The following is a 15,087-nucleotide window of genomic DNA, read 5'->3' as shown; positions in this document are numbered from 1 at the left end:
CTTGTTCCTGCGTGGTCACTGTGTTGCCTCCTGTACTTGCGAAACGTCCCATTGCAGGTGGAGCTCGTCGAATCCCCGCGCGATCACCAGCCGCTCCCGGCTGCGCGAGTCCGCGGGTCCCAGACGCAGCCCGGGCAGGCGGTCGAACAGCAGCGGAATGGCGACCTGCAGTTGCAGCCGGGCCAGCCCGGCGCCGAGGCAGGTGTGGATGCCGCGGCCGAAGGCCAGCATGTTGCGGCCGGCCCGCGGCCTGATGTCGAACGTGTCCGGGTCGGCGAGCACACGCTCGTCCCGGTTCGCGGCGCCGAAGTGCACCATCACGCGGTCGCCGGGCCGCAGACAGCGGCCGGCGAGCTCGGTCTCCGTCGTGACGGTGCGGAAGAGCCCCTGGACCGGAGACTCGAACCGCAGGATCTCCTCGACCATCGCCGCGGGCGACACCTCGCCCGAGCGCAGCGCCGCGAGCTGGGCCGGGTTCTCCAGCAGGCTCACCAGGCCGTTGCCGATGGAACGGGTGACCGTGACGTGTCCCGCGATGATCAGGTTCATCACGATGCGCATCAGCTCGACGTTGTCGAGGCCGTTCTCGCCGTGGTCGGCCGCGAGCGACGCGACGAGCCCGTCGCCGGCCCGCGCCGGATCCAGCAGCATCGCCATCACGTAGTTCTGCATGGCGATGACCTCGCGGGCGCAGGCGGCCCGCTCCGCCACGTCGCCGCCGCCGACGGACAGCTTCAGCCAGCTGTGGCTCCACCGCCGCAGCAGCGGCACGTCACCGGCCGGCATGCCGAGGATCCGTGCCATGACGGCCAGCGGCAGCGGCCACGCGTAGTTCTCGATGATGTCGGTCGAGCCGGCGGCGGCGAACCGTGTGATCAGCTCTTCGCCGGTCGCCCTGATGAAGGGTTCGAGCTCGGCCACCCGCCGGGGCGTGAAGACCCGGTTCACCGCGAGGCGCAGCCGGGTGTGCTCGCCGCCGTCGCTCTCGGTGAGATTGGGCGTCAGCGACCAGCCTTCGGCCAGGATCTGCTTGACCTCGTCGGCCTCCGGGCCCGCGGTCGCCTTCACCGCGCTCTCCGAGGAGTACGTCTCCGGATCGTGGGTCACGCGTACGACGTCCTCGTGCCGCGTGACGACGAAGACGTTCATGTTCTCGTCGTGGAACACGGGGCACCGATCGCGCATCCGCGCGTACGCCGGATAGGGGTCGGCCAGCTGGCCGTCGGATGTGGGATCGAATGTCGGCATAGTCATCGGGGTCGCTCCGCTTGGGTGGCTTCTCGTCCGGCGGGCGCTGCTCGCACGGAGCACCGCTCGTCGGGGGTACCGGGCCGACTGGCCTGGAGGAACCAGCCGGCCCGGTCGTGGGTCGCGGTTCAGTCGGCCGCGGCCAGCGCGGGCACGCCGGCACTCAGCTGCCTGCGATCGGCGGCCCACAGGGGGGTGGTGTCGATCCGGGGCGCCGCGGGTTCGTGGACGAAGGCGTCGTGCACGCTCTGGGTGGCCTCGGTCAGGCCGCTCTCCCCGGTCAGCACGCTGAGCCGGTTGGACGTGACGAGCAGATCGGTGCGCGCGGCGCCGACCGACCGCAGCGCGTCGAGCAGCCGTGGCGGCGAACCGGGCAGCAGGCCTATCCCGAGTCCGACCACTGAGAGCCGCGCCAGGTTCGAGGTCCAGTGCACCTCGCCCAGGCGGGTCTCCCCGTCGGCCTCGGCCAGCAGCGTCCGCGCCTCCTCCACGCTCTCCGCGGGCAGGGTGATCGCGACGTCACTGGCGTCCTCCGTCCCGAGATTGCCGTAGCGGCGCAGCTCGACCTCGATCTCGCGTTCGGCGAGCCCGCGCAGGATCCGGACCGCGTGGTCCGCGGTGATCCGGCGCAGCACGCACCGCACGAGACCGGTCCTGGTGGCCACCCCGGCGATCGCGGGGATCTCGTCGAGCCCGGCCGGAGTCCAGGAGTCGCCGGGCACCGCCATCGCGGCGGCGCGGCGGCGATATCCGACCCAGGTCTCCGGGCCGCGGGCGGTGTGGTTGGCCCGCACCTTCAGGTCGACGCCGTGGGTCCGTGCGTAGTCCACGGAGTCCGCGGCGAGCACCTTGGCTCCGCTCACCGCGAGCTCGGCCATCTCCTCGTAGAGCAGGGCGGTGTGACGCCGGGCGCCGGCGACCTTCCTGGGGTCGGCGGTGTAGACCCCCGCGACATCGGTGACGATCTCGCAGTGGTCCGCGCCGAGCGCCGCGGCCAGGGCGACGCCGGTGGTGTCCGAGCCGCCGCGGCCCAGGGTGGTGCAGGGCCCTCCGGCGCCCGCCTCACCCTGGAAGCCCGCGACGACCGGGATCGCTCCCCGGCAGAGGTCCTCCTTGAGCCTCCGCGGGTCCACCTGCTGGATCGTCGCCCGGCCGTGGCGGTCGTCCGTCCGGATCCCCGCCTCGGCGCCGCTGAACGACCTGCTGGCGGCGCCCTGGCGGTTCAGCGCCATCGACAGCAGCGCGGCGGACACGGCCTCGCCCGTGGTGAGCAGGGCGTCGAGCTGGGCGGGATCCGGCTGGTCGGACACCGACGAGGCCAGTTGAAGCAGCCTGTCGGTGGTTCCGCCCATGGCGGACACGACCGCGACGACCTCGTGCCCGTCCGCCCGCGCCGCGAGGATCTGCCGCGCCGCCTCGATGACCTTCTCGGGCGTGGCGACCGAGGTTCCGCCGTACTTTTGGACAATGAGCGCCATGTCACGCACTCTCTTCCTTCAGAGCGGAGCCGGCTCGTGTCTCACTGCTCGTGCAGGAACTCACGGATCGCGTATCCGACGTGACGCTGGTCGGTCATGGTGTGCCCGAGGATGTGGTCGCCGGGCCGCAGCTCGGTGAAGTTGTGCACGCTGCCGCCTTCGCCGAGGGCGCGCACGTGCCAGTCGTCCTGGCCGACCATGTTCACGATGTCGCCGCCCGCCGTGCGGGCCTCGATCTGCAGCATCGGGCGGGTCTCCATCTTGATCCGGCACACGATCACCCGGCGTACGCCGCCGTTCGTGTTGACGGCCAGGATCTCCGAGCCGCAGCGCAGCTCCGACAGGTAACGCGTGCGGTTCCCGGGCGTCAGGGTGTACGAGCTGAGCGCGGCCGCGTTCACCCGGAACGGGCGGGTCGGCATGTACGGCAGCGGGTGGGTCTCGCTGCTGACCAGCATCAGGCCGGTCGAGTACGAGCCGACCAGGATGCCCTCGTTGGGCTGCATGTGGGAGCACGTGTCCACGCACACCCGGTCGCCGAGCCCCAGGTGCGTGAGCTTGACGATCTCCAGCGGCTCCAGCTCCAGCGTCTCGGCCTCGCCCTGGCACACGCGCACCAGCTCGGAGGCGTCGCCGACCCGCCGCGGGGCGAGCATCACCGCGTCGGAGCCGCGCTCCAGGACGCCGATGGTGACCATCGCGTCCTCGACGTCCTCGACGACGGTGACGATCGAGCCCTTGGCCTTGTCGGCGGCCGCCAGCAGGATCTCCAGCGGGATCTTGCTCGGGTCCTGGCGGAACTCGACCAGGGTCAGGTCCGCCTCGTTCGCTATCTTGCAGGCGAGCTGCAGCGTCTCCTCGCCCAGCACCTTGACCAGGACGCCGGTGCGCAGGCCGGGCCGTACGCCCTCGAACTTCTCGGCGATGCTGTGGTCGGCGATCAGGATGTCGACCACGTCGACGAGCTGGTCGATCAGGACCGTGGGGGTCTCGCCGGTGACGACGGCGGCCTTCTCCAGGGTCGGCGGGACCTTCGCGGCCAGATCGGGGTCGTCCAGCACGACGGCGCCGATGCCGAGGTGGGTGCTCTCCTCGATGACGGCGGTGGCGAGTTCGGCGGCGAGGCCGCGCAGGTCGATCCAAGCGGATTTCATGTTCGCACCTTCGGTCGTGGGTGAGTGTGTTCGTCAGGCGACTGTCGCTCCGGCCAGGGCCAGGTCCAGGGGGGTAAGGGGCTTGCGGGAACCGAGTCCGGCGTGGACTCGCTGGGCGACCGACCGGGCCAGCTTCCCGGGGTCGGGGGCGCGGAAGATGTTGCGCCCGACCGCGACTCCGCGCACGCCGGACGCCATCACGGAGTCGATCAGGTTGAGGAATGTGCCGGTGTCGTCGATGACGCCGCCGCCGGCGGTCACCACCGGGATCGGGCTCGCCTCGACGACCTCGCGCATCGTGACGGACGAGCCGGTGAACGGGAGCTTCACGATGTCGGCGCCGAGGTCCGCCGCGACGTTCGCCGCGTGCGCCAGCAGCGCGGGATCGGCCGGGTCCGCGATGCGCGGGCCGCGCGGGTAGACCATCGCGAGCAGCGGGACGCCCCAGCGCGCGCACCGGTCCGCGACGAGGCCGAAGTCGGCCAGCTGCTGGGCCTCGTTGCTCGATCCGAGGTTGATGTGCAGGCTGACGCCGTCCGCGCCCAGCGCCACCGCCTCGGTCACGGCGCCGACCAGGGTCTTCGCGTCGGCGTCCGGTGCGTGCCTGGTGCTGCCGCTCAGGTGCACGACGAGCGCCAGCCGCCCGAGCAGCTCGGTGGGAAGGAAACGGACCCGGCCCTTGTGGACGATGATGCCGTCCACGTCGTTCGCGGCCATCGCCGTGACCAGCCCGGCGAAGTCGGCGGCGGCCGACACCGGGCCGTCCGCCAGCGAATGATCGAGCGGGACCAGGAACGTCGTCCCGGAAGCCGAGTGCATGATCCGCTGGGTCCGTAGGGTCTTCCCGGACCAGCCGTACGCTTCAGCCATCTCTTCACACCCCATTTCCAATCGGGAATTCAGTTGGGATCGGCGGTCGCGGACCGTCGCTCCGCCAGGCGTCGTGCGAGTTCCTGCCAGGCCTGTCCGCTCGCCTCGGCGAGTTCCGCGACGAAGTCGACGCAGTGGTCCGGCAGGTCGCCGACGAGGCGTTCCCGCGTGTTCGCGTCCATCGCGGCCACCGCCAGAACGCTCAGCAGCAGCCGGCCGGACTCGTTGAACCGCAGCGACGGGTCGGATCGGAGCGCGCGCAGCATCGCGCCCGTCCGGTCCGGCCCGGCGGGCCGCGGAGCCGGGCCCCGGGCGCGTCGTGGATCGGGGTTCTGCTTGGGCGACGCGGCCCCGGCCCGCTGCTCGGCTGCCCGCTGCGCCGTGGCTCGCTGCGCCGTGGCCCGCTGTTCTCCGGCCCGCTGTTCTCCGGCCCGCTGTTCCCCGGCCCGCTGTTCCGGGACGACGGCCGTGGCCTGCCCGGTCAGCTGCATCCGGACGGACCGCACGGTGCCGGGGGACACCCCGGCCGCGGCGCTCACCGTGCGCAGCGAGGAGGTGGGATCGCGCAGCAGGATCTCCCTGGCGCGTTCGCGCCCGGAGGCCGCGCTCACCGGGCGCACCCGGCCGTCCCGGCCGATCCTGACCTCGGTCACCTGCGCTCCGTGCTGCTCGCGCAGCGCGCCGACGGTCTTGGGGGAGAGCCCCACGACCGAGGCCACCGCCCGGTTCGACCAGCCCGGGTGCTCCCGCAGGATGCGCCGGGCGGCCGACTTCCGGTCGGCGAGCGAAAGCGGCAGGCCGTGCCGCACGTTCGACTCCACCGCCAGCACGAAGGCGCCGGCGTCGTCGCCGTCGAAGTAACGGGCCCGGATCGCCCACTCTCCGCGCAACCGCGCGGCGCGCACCCGGTGGATCCCGTCGATCACCCGGTTCGTGCCCCGCTGTACGACGATCGGCGGCAGTTCAGCCTCCGAATCCAGCTCCGCGAGAGCACGCGCGTGCTCGGCGTCCTCCCCGGCGGATCGGGGTGAGCCCTTCAGGACGAGCTCGGCGATCGGGACCAACTCGACGTCGGAGCCGACGCCCGTCTCCCGCTCGCTACTGATCGCTTCGCCGCCTGCCACGTGACTCACCCCTCGTCTTCAGCGGAGCCTGTCGTGTCTTGAAGAGCACTCTTTCGCAAAATCATACCTTACACAAGGTATTTTTCTATAAACGCACTTTGACCTGGGCTTATATGCGTCTCTACTTCTTGATCATACCTTTACCACGGTATGTTTTCGGCTGTGCAAGCGAGGATTGTCCCCGGTTGCACAAGGCCGCCGGAGGCACACCGGCCGGCCGTACACGGAAGAGGTCCCGGCCGCCCGAAGGGGGAAAACCATGGGAAACGACTCACGAGCCGACACCACCCGCGCCCGGCTTGAGGAGAATCGCAACCGGCGCATCGAGATGCTGCGGACCGCGCCCGAACTCGCGGACCGGATGCCGCTGCACGAGGTCCTTGAGAGCACCGCCGAACCCGGCCTGCGGCTGCCGGAGATCGTCAAGCGGACCCTGACGGGATACGCCGACCGGCCCGCGCTCGCCGAGCGCGCCAAGGAGTTCGTCTCCGTGGCCGGCCGCACCGAACTGCGGCGGCTGTCCAGGTTCGACACGGTCTCGTACGGCGAGCTGTGGTCCCGGCTGAGCGCCGTCGCCGCCGACTTGCACCACCACGCGGAACACCCGCTGCGCGCCGGCGACCTCGTCGCGATCCTGGGCTTCGCCGGCGTCGACTACACGACCGTGGACCTGGCGTGCGGTCAGGTCGGCGCGGTCGCCGTGCCACTGCACAACACCGCCACGGTCGCCCACATCCGCCACCTGGTCGGCGAGGCCGCCCCACGCGTCTTCGCCACGAGCGCGGAGCGGCTGGGCACGGTGCTCGAAGCGCTGGAGGGGGACACCTCCGTCGTCCGGCTGATCGTGTTCGACCACTGTCCCGAGCTCGCCGAGCACCGGGAGAGCGTGGCGGACGCGCGCCGTCGGCTGGCCGAGGCCGCCTCGCCGATCTCGCTGGAGCTGCTGTCCGACGTCGTCGAGCGCGGGAGCGCGCTGCCGCCCGCGCCGGATCTGCCGCCGGTCGAAGACGCGCGGGACGTGCTGTCCGCACTGATCTACACCTCCGGCAGCACGGGCACTCCGAAGGGCGTCATCTTCCCGGAGTCGACCGTGTCCCTGATGTGGCGGCCGCCCGAGCAGAACCATCCGATGATCACGGCCAACTTCCTGCCGCAGAGCCATCTCGTCGCCAGGCGGCTCGTGGTCAAGACGCTCGCGCTGGGCGGCACCGCGTACTTCGTGGCCGACAGCAACCTCTCCACGCTGCTGGAGGATCTCGCGCTGATCCGGCCGACGGAGTTCGCCATGGTGCCGCGCGTCTGCGAGCTGCTCCACCAGAGCTATCTGAGCCGGCTGGACCAGGGGAGCGCCGAGCAGGCCGAGGAACTGCGGCGGCACTTCCGCGACGTGGTCCTCGGCGGCCGGGTCATCCACACGCCCTGCGGCTCCGCCCCGCTCGCGCCGGAGCTGGCCGCCTTCGTCGAGTCCTGCCTGGACGTCCCGTTATTCGACAGCTACGGCACCACCGAGACCGGGCTCGTCATGCTGGACCACCGCGTGCAGCGGGCGTTCGTGCTCGACTACAAGCTCGTCGACGTGCCCGAACTCGGCTACTTCACCACCGACACGCCGCATCCGCGGGGTGAGCTGCTGGTGCGGACCAAGCTGATCACCCCCGGCTACTACCGGCGCCCGGACGTCACCGCCGAGGCCTTCGACGACGACGGCTACTACCGCACCGGCGACATCATGGCCAAGGTCGAGCCCGACCGGCTCTACTACGTCGATCGCCGCAAGAACGTGCTCAAGCTCTCCCAGGGCGAGTTCGTGGCGCTGTCGAAGCTGGAGGCGGCCTACGTCGCCAGCCCGCTGGTGCAGCAGATCTTCCTGTACGGCAACAGCTCCCGCCCGTACCTGCTCGCCGTGGTGGTGCCGACCGCGGAGGCGCTCGGCCGGGCGTCCGGCGAGGCGGCGCTGAAGGCGGAGATCCACGAGTCGCTGCAGCGCATCGCGAAGCGCGCCGACCTAAAGCCGTACGAGATCCCGCGCGACCTGCTCGTCGAGACGGTGCCGTTCAGCCAGGAGAACGGGCTGCTCTCCGACTCGACCAAGCAACTGCGGCCGCGGCTCAAGGAGCACTACGGCGAACGGCTGGAGCGGCGTTACGCCGAGCTGGCCGAGGAGCAGATCGACGGCCTGCGCGGCCTGCGGCACGACGAGGGCCGCCCGGTCGTGGAGACGGTCGGCCGCGCCGTACGGGCGCTGCTCGGCGCGTCCGCCGGCGAGCCGGGCCCGGAGACGCGCTTCACCGACACGGGGGGAGACTCGCTGACCGCGCTGTCGCTCTCGAACCTGCTCAAGGAGATCTTCGGCACCGAGGTCCCGGTCGGCACGCTGCTCGGCCCGGCCAACAGCCTCGGCGAGATCGCCGGCCAGATCGAGCGGCTGCGTGACCCGTCCGCGCGACGGGCCACGTTCGCCGATGTGCACGGCGACCGGGCCACCGAGGCGCGGGCCGGGGAGCTCACGCTGGACAGGTTCGTCGACGAGGCGACGCTGACCGCGGCCACGGCGCTTCCCCGGCCGGCCGGCGCTCCCGCCACGGTGCTGCTCACCGGAGCCAACGGCTATCTCGGCCGCTTCCTGTGCCTGGAGCTGCTGCGGTCGCTGGCCGGCAGCGGCGGCACACTGATCTGCCTCGTGCGCGGCGCCGACGACGCGGCCGCCCGCGTGCGGCTGGAGGAGTCGCTGGACAGCGGGGACGTCGAGCTCAAGCGGCGGTTCGCCGAGCTGGCCGGCGACGGCGCGTTGCAGGTGCTGGCCGGCGACGTCGGCGCGCCGAACCTGGGCCTGCCCGAGCAGACCTGGCAGCGGCTGGCCGCGACGGTGGACGCCGTCGTGCACGCGGCCGCGCTGGTGAACCACGTGCTGCCCTACCGGCAGCTGTTCGGCCCCAACGTCGCCGGCACGGCCGAGGTCGTCCGGCTGGCCGTCACCACCCGGCTGAAGCCGGTCAGCTTCCTGTCCTCCGTGGCCGTCGCGTCACACGGAACCGGCATGTACGGAACCGGCGTGCCCGAGGACGCCGACATCCGCGTGGCCAGTCCGGTCCGGCCGATCGACGAGAGCCACGCCAACGGCTACGCCACCAGCAAGTGGGCGGGCGAGGTGCTGCTCCGGGAGGCGCACGACCGGTGCGGGCTGCCGGTGACCGTGTTCCGTTCGGGCATGATCCTCGCGCACAGCCGCTACACCGGGCAGCTCAACGTGCCGGACGCGTTCACCCGCCTGGTGCTGAGCCTGATCGCCACCGGAATCGCGCCCGGGTCGTTCTACCGCGGCGGCGACGCGGGCCGGGCCCACTACGACGGCCTGCCCGGCGACTTCGTCGCCGCCTCGGTGGCCGCCCTGGGATCCGGACTGGGATCCGGTGAGGGCTCCGGGGCGGCCGGGTATCGCACGTTCAACGTGGTCAACCCGCACGACGACGGCGTCTCGCTGGACACCGTCGTCGACTGGCTGGCCGGCTCCGGGATCGCCCTCCGCCGCGTCGACGACTACCAGGAGTGGTGCGAGCGGTTCGAGGCCGCGCTGCGCGAGCTGCCGGAGAAGCAGCGGCAGCACTCGCTCCTCCCGCTGATGCGCGCCTGGCGGGAGCCCGCGACGCCCCGGGCCGGGTCGGCGTTCCCCGCCGGCCGGTTCCAGGAAGCCGTACGGGACGTTCCCCATCTGTCCCGGACGCTGATCGAGAAGTACGTGTCGGACCTACGCCACCTGAACCTCGTCTGAGCCTGTTCCAACCGGGCGGCACGGGCTCTATGCGGGTAACACGGGCTCTATGCGGGCAACACGGGCCAGCCGTGCCGTGCCGCCCACGAGGCCAGCACCGGGTCGCCGCCGACGACCCGCGGGCTGCCGACGGCCGTCAGCAGGTCCAGGTCGCTGGAGTGATCGCCGTACGCGAAGCAGACGGCGGGGCTGACTCCGAGACTCCGGAGCAGCTCCGCCGCGGCCTCGGACTTGGCCGGGCCGATCATCGATCTCGCGACCTCGCCGGTCAGCCGTCCGTCGGCGCCGGCGACGAGCTCCGTGCACAGCACCTCGTCGCCGCCCACGTCCGCGGCCAGCGGATCGAGCACCGCCCGGCACGAGCCGGAGACCAGCACCACCAGGTCTCCGGCCGCGCGGTGTCCGGCGAGCGCCGCCACGGTGGAGCTCACGAAGGCATCCGGCCTCCGGCGATGCCGCGCGTACCAGCGGCCACCCGCCTCCGCCAGCGCCGCGCTCGGGACGCCGGCGAAGAGCCGGTAGTAGGCGCGGTTCGCGGCGGCCCTGCCCTCCCGCTCCGCCACCGCACCCAGCTCGGCCAGGGCGTCGCGGAACGCCGCGTCGTCGGGATCCAGCCAGTAACGTAGGAACTCGATCATGCTCTTTCCGGCCAGCAGCGTCTCGTCCACGTCGAAGAAGGCCACCCGAAGGGGCGCACTCGGCCTTTTCACAGCAAGATCCCAGTAACATACCTTCGCAAAGGTTTTTTCCTAGGATTCACCCAAGCGAGGGCAGAGTGGCTCAGGACCGTGCGGTTCAGACCCGGGCGCTGGTGCTCGCCGCGGCGGCGGAGGAATTCGCCGCGCACGGCTACGACGGCACGAAGCTGCTCAACGTGGTGGAACGCACCAGCATGACCAAAGGTGCGTTGTACGGACATTTCTCCTCCAAGGAAGAGCTCGCGGCCACCTTGATCGAGGAGGCCGGAGACGAGCTGGTCGCACGCGCGGAACGGCGCGCCGAGGACGCGGCGGCACTGCTGGCACTGCGGGAGACGATGCTCGATCTCACCCGGCACCTGCGCCGGGACCCGCTCGCCAGGTCCGCGTTGCGGCTCGCCGTGGAGGCCCCCCAGCTGGACCGGCGCGCTCTCGGACTGGTCGAACGGATCTCCCGGTCGCTGGCCCGGGCCGTGGCCCGGGCGCACGCGGAGAGCCGGGTGATGGGCAGGCACCCCCCCGACACCGTCGCCCGGCTCCTGATATCGCTGTTCTTCGAGATCCCGCATCCCGCCCCCCGCGACGACGCGGACGCCGCGCAACGGTTCGACGACCTGTGGACGGCCGTGTCCGGACCCCGGGACGGCGGCTCGGACACGGACTAGGCCGGTCGCGGCACCGTCAGCCGAGGAAGGCCTTCACGTACGCGTCCGCCGCGGGGGCGAACCGCAGGGCGCCGTGACCGGCGCCGGTGTGGACGTCGCGCCACCGCCGGTGCACCGGATCGCCCTCGGCCGGCCCGTGCCCGCCGTACTGGCCGCCGTACGCGGTGAACAGCCGGTCGACGGCGCTGACGCAGAGCTCCGCGGCGACCGCCGCGTCGCACCGGTTCCGCGCGATCGTCCGCGCGTCGACCAGGCCCTGGTCGGCCCGGCCGGCGGCCTCCTTGAGCAGCAGACGGGCGGCGTACGCCTCCGGCGACGACCGGGCGAGCGCCCGCAGGACGTCCGGATCCGGCGACGGGCGCCCGGCTCCGGTGGACCCGCAGTCCGCCACCGCGCCCAGGGCGGCTCCGACCAGGGGAGCGGCGAACATCACCGCCGCGACCAGCGTGTAGGGCACGTTGTGGCAGCGTGCGTGGCCGGCGCGCCGGGTGCCGAGCAGCTCGGGCAACGCGACCGTGCGGTGCTCGGGGACGAGCGTGTCGTGCAGCGTCACCGTGTTGGTGCCCGTCCCCCGCATGCCGTCGGCCCGCCAGGTGTCCTTGACCAGGAAGTCCCCGGCCGGAACGGCGAAGATCCGCACCGTCTCCCCGTCGCCGTCCGGCACCGTGCTGGCGAGCAGCACCCAGTCGGCGAAGTCCACCCCGCTGGCCCGGCCCCACTCGCCCCGGAGCAGCCAGCCGCCCGGCACGGGGGTGGCCTGGCCCGACGGCGGCATGACGGACGCGGCGATCAGAGTGTCGGGGCCCTGGCCCCAGATCTCCTCCCGCGCCCGCTCGGGCAGGTAGGCGGCGAGCCGTCCGTGCGCGGCGAAAAGGGTCGCGCACCACGCGGTCGCCGGGCAGCTCTCGCCCACCGTGATCGCCGCCTCCACCAGTGGCGCGAAGCCGCCGGCCGCCCCACCCCACTGGCTGGGGACGAAGTGCCGGGGGAAGCCCGCCTCCACCAGCGCGGCCACCGACTCCCGGCGGAGCCGGCGCGCGGCGTCCACCTCGGCGGCGTACCGGGCCGCGCAGTCCACGAGTCCGGTCACGTCCAGACGGTGGTCCGGAGATATCGAGGTCAGTGTCATCGGCGGTCCTGCCCACCACTCGTGTCGGGGCACAGCCTGAGCTCCACCGTGCCCGCGGCGACCTCGTCGCCGTCCTGCTCGGCGACCACGTGGACCATCATCCGGTCCGCCGCGAGACACCCGCGCTGCGGGCTGGCGGTGATCCGGACCGGGGTGCCGAGCTCGCAGAACGCCGCGAACTCGCTCCGCAGGCCGACGACCGAGGCCCGGAGACCGGCGGGCGGCCGGGCCGCGGCGAGCGCGGCCTGCCGGAACGCCTCCAGCACCACCATGCCCGGCACGTGGTCCACGTGGTGGTCGACCATCTCGGTGTTGCTGTCGTCGAGTCGCAGCAGCCACCCGTCGGCGTTCCCGTCGTCGGCCAGCAGCACGTCCTCCTTGCGGCGGCGGCCGACCTCGCCGGGGGAGAGGGGGCAGCCGAAGAAGGGCACGGACTCGTGCGGCGCGGACGCCGCCTTCCGGCCGCGGATCGCCTGGTACACGCGTGGGTCCACCGCCTGCGAAAGGAGGCTGCCGTGCCCGCAGACCACCCCGGCCACGCTGACCTCGACCTCCAGCCGCATGCACAGCCGGCGGCTGGTCCACTTGGCGGTGGGAGTGCAGGTGACCCGCAGGTTGACCGGGAGCCACGGCGCTGGGGAGGGTGGTGCGGTACCGTCGATGCCGAGCGTGACCCCGCCGAGGATGAACTTGTGCGTCTCGGGCACCCCGTAGAAGCGGTGCTGGATGTAGTAGCCGGCCTGCCGGAGCGCCTCCGTCGGCAGCATCGGGTCGGTCCAGCCGGAGTCGTCCTGCTGGTAGAGGCAGTGGTCGCGCGGCAGCATGGCCGCGATGATGAAACTGTCCGGCGTCTGCCGGACCCCGTCGGTGAGCAGCACGCGCTCGGCCGCGGACTTGTGGACCAGTTCGCGGGACACGAAGCGCGGGCCGGGTAACCGCGCGCCGCGGGCGGGTTGTGGCATCGCATCCCAGCCCCAGCCGAACGGGGACGACGACTGCCGGGGAGCCGGCAGGGTGACGTCTTCCGCCGAGAGTTGAGCACTCATCTCTAATCCCTTCTGATCAGGACTTGCGCGATCGCGTACGAGGGTGTCCTAGGTCACACGAGAGAAATATACGTCCGCGAAGGTATATTTTGGAACGGCTTCGACGATTGACTCGTGAGCCGACGAGGGGACTAGTGAACAGAGGCGAAACATACCGGGAAGGCGGTACGCTGAGTCGGACCCGGACAGAACGGATCACGCGTGTGAGTAAGATCGCCACTCCCAGAACCACGATCGCGCAGCGGGGGCAGCCCCGCAACGCGCCGCAGCAGGCACGGGCCGCGCAGACCCGGGCCCAGGTGCTCGCCTCGGCGGCCGAGCTGTTCGCCGACCGTGGATATCCGCACACCTCCATCGACCACATCGCCAAGCAGGTCGGCATGACCAAGGGCGCGGTGTACTTCCACTTCCGCGACAAGAAGGACATCGCCGCGGAGATCGTGCGCGAGCTGTACAACCGGTGGCGCGTGCGCCTGGACGAGGCACAGGCCATGGGCCTGCCGCCGATGGAGACCGTCCAGGCGTTGCTGAACAACGCCGCCAACAAGTTCTTCGAGGACGACATCGTGAAGGCCGGAGCCAGGATCCAGGCCGAGCGTTCGCTGTCCGACACGACCCTGCCCGAGCCGTACGTCGAGTGGATCGCCACGATCTCGACACTGCTGGCGAAGGCGAGCGGCGCCGGCCAGCTCCGCGACGGCATGGACCCCGAGTCCGCCGCGTACATGCTCGTGTCGGCGTTCTTCGGCCTGCAGCACGTCTGCGACGTCCTCAACCAGCGCGCCGACCTGCCCCGCCGCTGGGCGGAGATGAGCGGCCTGCTCTTCGCCTCCATCGCCGCCTCCCCGGAGTAGGACAGCCGCCGGGAGCACACCAAAGGAGACCTTCGCATGTCTGCTTCGATCCTCCCGGCAGTTCCCCTCGGCGCCGGCGGCCCGCCGGTCGGCGCGCAGGGCCTCGGCTGCATGGGCTTCAGCGAGTTCTACGGGCCGACGGCGCCGGACGAGGCCCGGGAGACCCTGCGGATCGCCCTCGACCTGGGCGTCACCATGTTCGACACCGCCGATCTTTACGGAGACGGCGACAACGAGAGGTTCCTCGGCCCCTTCGTCCGCGCGCACCGCGACCGGGTCTTCCTCGCCACCAAGTTCGGCATCGTCCGGCGGCCGGGCGAGAAGTCCTGGAGCGAGGTCCGCGGCGACCGGGCGTACGTGCGCCAGAGCGTCGACGCGAGCCTGAAGCGCCTCGGCATCGACGAGATCGACCTCTATTACGCGCATCGCCGCGACACGTCCGTCCCCATCGAGGAGACGGCCGGCGCCATGGCCGAGCTGGTGCGCGAGGGCAAGGTGCGGCACCTCGGCCTGTCGGAGGTGACCGGGGCCGAACTGCGCGCGGCGCACGGCGTGCACCCGATCGCGGCGCTGCAGTCCGAATGGTCGCTGTTCACCCGCGACATCGAGGATTCGGTGGTCCCGGCGGCGGCGGAGCTCGGCGTGGCGGTCGTCGCCTACTCGCCCCTCGGCCGGGGCTTCCTCACCGGAGCGTTCACCGGCGCCCAGGGGCTGAGCACGGGTGACGTCCGGTTGAAGATGCCGCGGTTCACCGGCGACCACGCCGACGCGAACGCCGCGCTCCTCGAACCCGTCCGCGACATCGCCGCGCGGCGCGAGGTCACTCCCGCGCAGGTCGCGCTCGCCTGGGTCCACCAGCGTTCCCGGGTCCACGGCCTTACGGTTCTACCCATTCCCGGCACGCGTTCTCCCGATCGGCTCCGGCAGAACGTCGCGGCCGCGACGCTGGCCCTGTCGGACGACGAGCTCGCCGCGCTGGAGCCGCTGGCCGCGAAGGTGGCCGGCGCGCGCTACCCCGACATGAGCTCCACCGCCACCGCCCGCGAGTGACC

The 15,087-nt window shown here is 71.8% G+C and carries 12 protein-coding genes; 4 read left to right on the top strand and 8 right to left on the bottom strand.

All coding sequences use genetic code 11. The features are described from left to right. Positions 1-15: 15 nt before the first annotated feature. The 5 genes from Mam01_RS31220 to Mam01_RS31200 form a co-directional block, all read right to left on the bottom strand. On the bottom strand, positions 16-1,254 hold the full coding sequence (locus tag Mam01_RS31220) for a cytochrome P450 (protein WP_204288773.1): 1,239 nt from the start codon (positions 1,252-1,254) through the stop codon (positions 16-18). 122 nt (positions 1,255-1,376) lie between these two features. Next, the gene (locus Mam01_RS31215) at positions 1,377-2,726 is read right to left on the bottom strand and encodes an aspartate kinase (protein ID WP_204288772.1); all 1,350 of its coding nucleotides are present in this window, start codon (positions 2,724-2,726) and stop codon (positions 1,377-1,379) included. 41 nt (positions 2,727-2,767) lie between these two features. Then, a complete protein-coding gene (locus Mam01_RS31210; RefSeq protein ID WP_150938224.1) occupies positions 2,768-3,880 on the bottom strand; it encodes a 3-dehydroquinate synthase II family protein in 1,113 nt (370 codons plus the stop codon). Between the two features lie 33 nt (positions 3,881-3,913). Further along, positions 3,914-4,750, bottom strand: a complete 837-nt coding sequence (locus tag Mam01_RS31205; protein ID WP_150938226.1) for a 2-amino-3,7-dideoxy-D-threo-hept-6-ulosonate synthase — start codon at positions 4,748-4,750, stop codon at positions 3,914-3,916. Between the two features lie 29 nt (positions 4,751-4,779). Continuing rightward, complete coding sequence (locus Mam01_RS31200; RefSeq protein WP_204288771.1) at positions 4,780-5,874, bottom strand: ParB/RepB/Spo0J family partition protein; 1,095 nt, start codon at positions 5,872-5,874, stop codon at positions 4,780-4,782. A gap of 259 nt (positions 5,875-6,133) precedes the next feature. Here Mam01_RS31200 and car point away from each other — a divergent pair, with 259 nt between their 5' ends. Further along, complete coding sequence (gene car, locus Mam01_RS31195) at positions 6,134-9,643, top strand: carboxylic acid reductase (protein WP_204288770.1); 3,510 nt, start codon at positions 6,134-6,136, stop codon at positions 9,641-9,643. Between the two features lie 47 nt (positions 9,644-9,690). Here car and Mam01_RS31190 read toward each other — a convergent pair whose 3' ends face one another. Then, positions 9,691-10,353 (bottom strand): HAD family hydrolase, encoded by a 663-nt coding sequence (locus Mam01_RS31190; protein ID WP_204288769.1) that lies wholly within the window; start codon positions 10,351-10,353, stop codon positions 9,691-9,693. A gap of 65 nt (positions 10,354-10,418) precedes the next feature. On the opposite strand from Mam01_RS31190, the gene Mam01_RS31185 reads away from it, so the two are divergent. Continuing rightward, positions 10,419-11,006: a TetR family transcriptional regulator gene (locus Mam01_RS31185; protein WP_204288768.1), complete on the top strand. Its 588-nt coding sequence runs from the start codon at positions 10,419-10,421 to the stop codon at positions 11,004-11,006. A gap of 16 nt (positions 11,007-11,022) precedes the next feature. On the opposite strand, the gene Mam01_RS31180 is transcribed toward Mam01_RS31185, so the two are convergent. After that, positions 11,023-12,096, bottom strand: coding sequence for an acyl-CoA dehydrogenase family protein (locus Mam01_RS31180; protein ID WP_204288767.1), 1,074 nt, complete (start codon positions 12,094-12,096; stop codon positions 11,023-11,025). Between the two features lie 35 nt (positions 12,097-12,131). Beyond that, on the bottom strand, positions 12,132-13,181 hold the full coding sequence (locus tag Mam01_RS31175; RefSeq protein ID WP_204288766.1) for a ScbA/BarX family gamma-butyrolactone biosynthesis protein: 1,050 nt from the start codon (positions 13,179-13,181) through the stop codon (positions 12,132-12,134). A 203-nt stretch (positions 13,182-13,384) separates the two neighbouring features. On the opposite strand from Mam01_RS31175, the gene Mam01_RS31170 reads away from it, so the two are divergent. Both Mam01_RS31170 and Mam01_RS31165 read left to right on the top strand, forming a co-directional pair. Beyond that, a complete protein-coding gene (locus Mam01_RS31170; protein WP_191910373.1) occupies positions 13,385-14,035 on the top strand; it encodes a ScbR family autoregulator-binding transcription factor in 651 nt (216 codons plus the stop codon). A gap of 36 nt (positions 14,036-14,071) precedes the next feature. Beyond that, positions 14,072-15,085 carry an aldo/keto reductase gene (locus Mam01_RS31165; RefSeq protein WP_150938238.1) on the top strand — a complete coding sequence of 338 codons (1,014 nt, stop codon included), beginning with the start codon at positions 14,072-14,074 and terminating at the stop codon, positions 15,083-15,085. The last annotated feature ends 2 nt before the right edge of the window (positions 15,086-15,087 follow it).

Origin of the sequence: Microbispora amethystogenes (assembly GCF_016863015.1) — a bacterium.
GTDB classification, from domain to species: domain Bacteria; phylum Actinomycetota; class Actinomycetes; order Streptosporangiales; family Streptosporangiaceae; genus Microbispora; species Microbispora amethystogenes.
Note: the sequence above shows the minus strand (reverse complement) of the source record. Positions and strands in the feature narration are given on the sequence as shown.

What these genes read in the sequence shown, in the direction of transcription:
- Mam01_RS31220 (WP_204288773.1), bottom strand. Translation starts at nt 1,254, where the DNA reads ATGACTATGCCGACATTCGATCCCACATCCGACGGCCAGCTGGCCGAC.
- Mam01_RS31215 (WP_204288772.1), bottom strand. Translation starts at nt 2,726, where the DNA reads ATGGCGCTCATTGTCCAAAAGTACGGCGGAACCTCGGTCGCCACGCCC.
- Mam01_RS31210 (WP_150938224.1), bottom strand. Translation starts at nt 3,880, where the DNA reads ATGAAATCCGCTTGGATCGACCTGCGCGGCCTCGCCGCCGAACTCGCC.
- Mam01_RS31205 (WP_150938226.1), bottom strand. Translation starts at nt 4,750, where the DNA reads ATGGCTGAAGCGTACGGCTGGTCCGGGAAGACCCTACGGACCCAGCGG.
- car (WP_204288770.1), top strand. Translation starts at nt 6,134, where the DNA reads ATGGGAAACGACTCACGAGCCGACACCACCCGCGCCCGGCTTGAGGAG.
- Mam01_RS31175 (WP_204288766.1), bottom strand. Translation starts at nt 13,181, where the DNA reads ATGAGTGCTCAACTCTCGGCGGAAGACGTCACCCTGCCGGCTCCCCGG.
- Mam01_RS31165 (WP_150938238.1), top strand. Translation starts at nt 14,072, where the DNA reads ATGTCTGCTTCGATCCTCCCGGCAGTTCCCCTCGGCGCCGGCGGCCCG.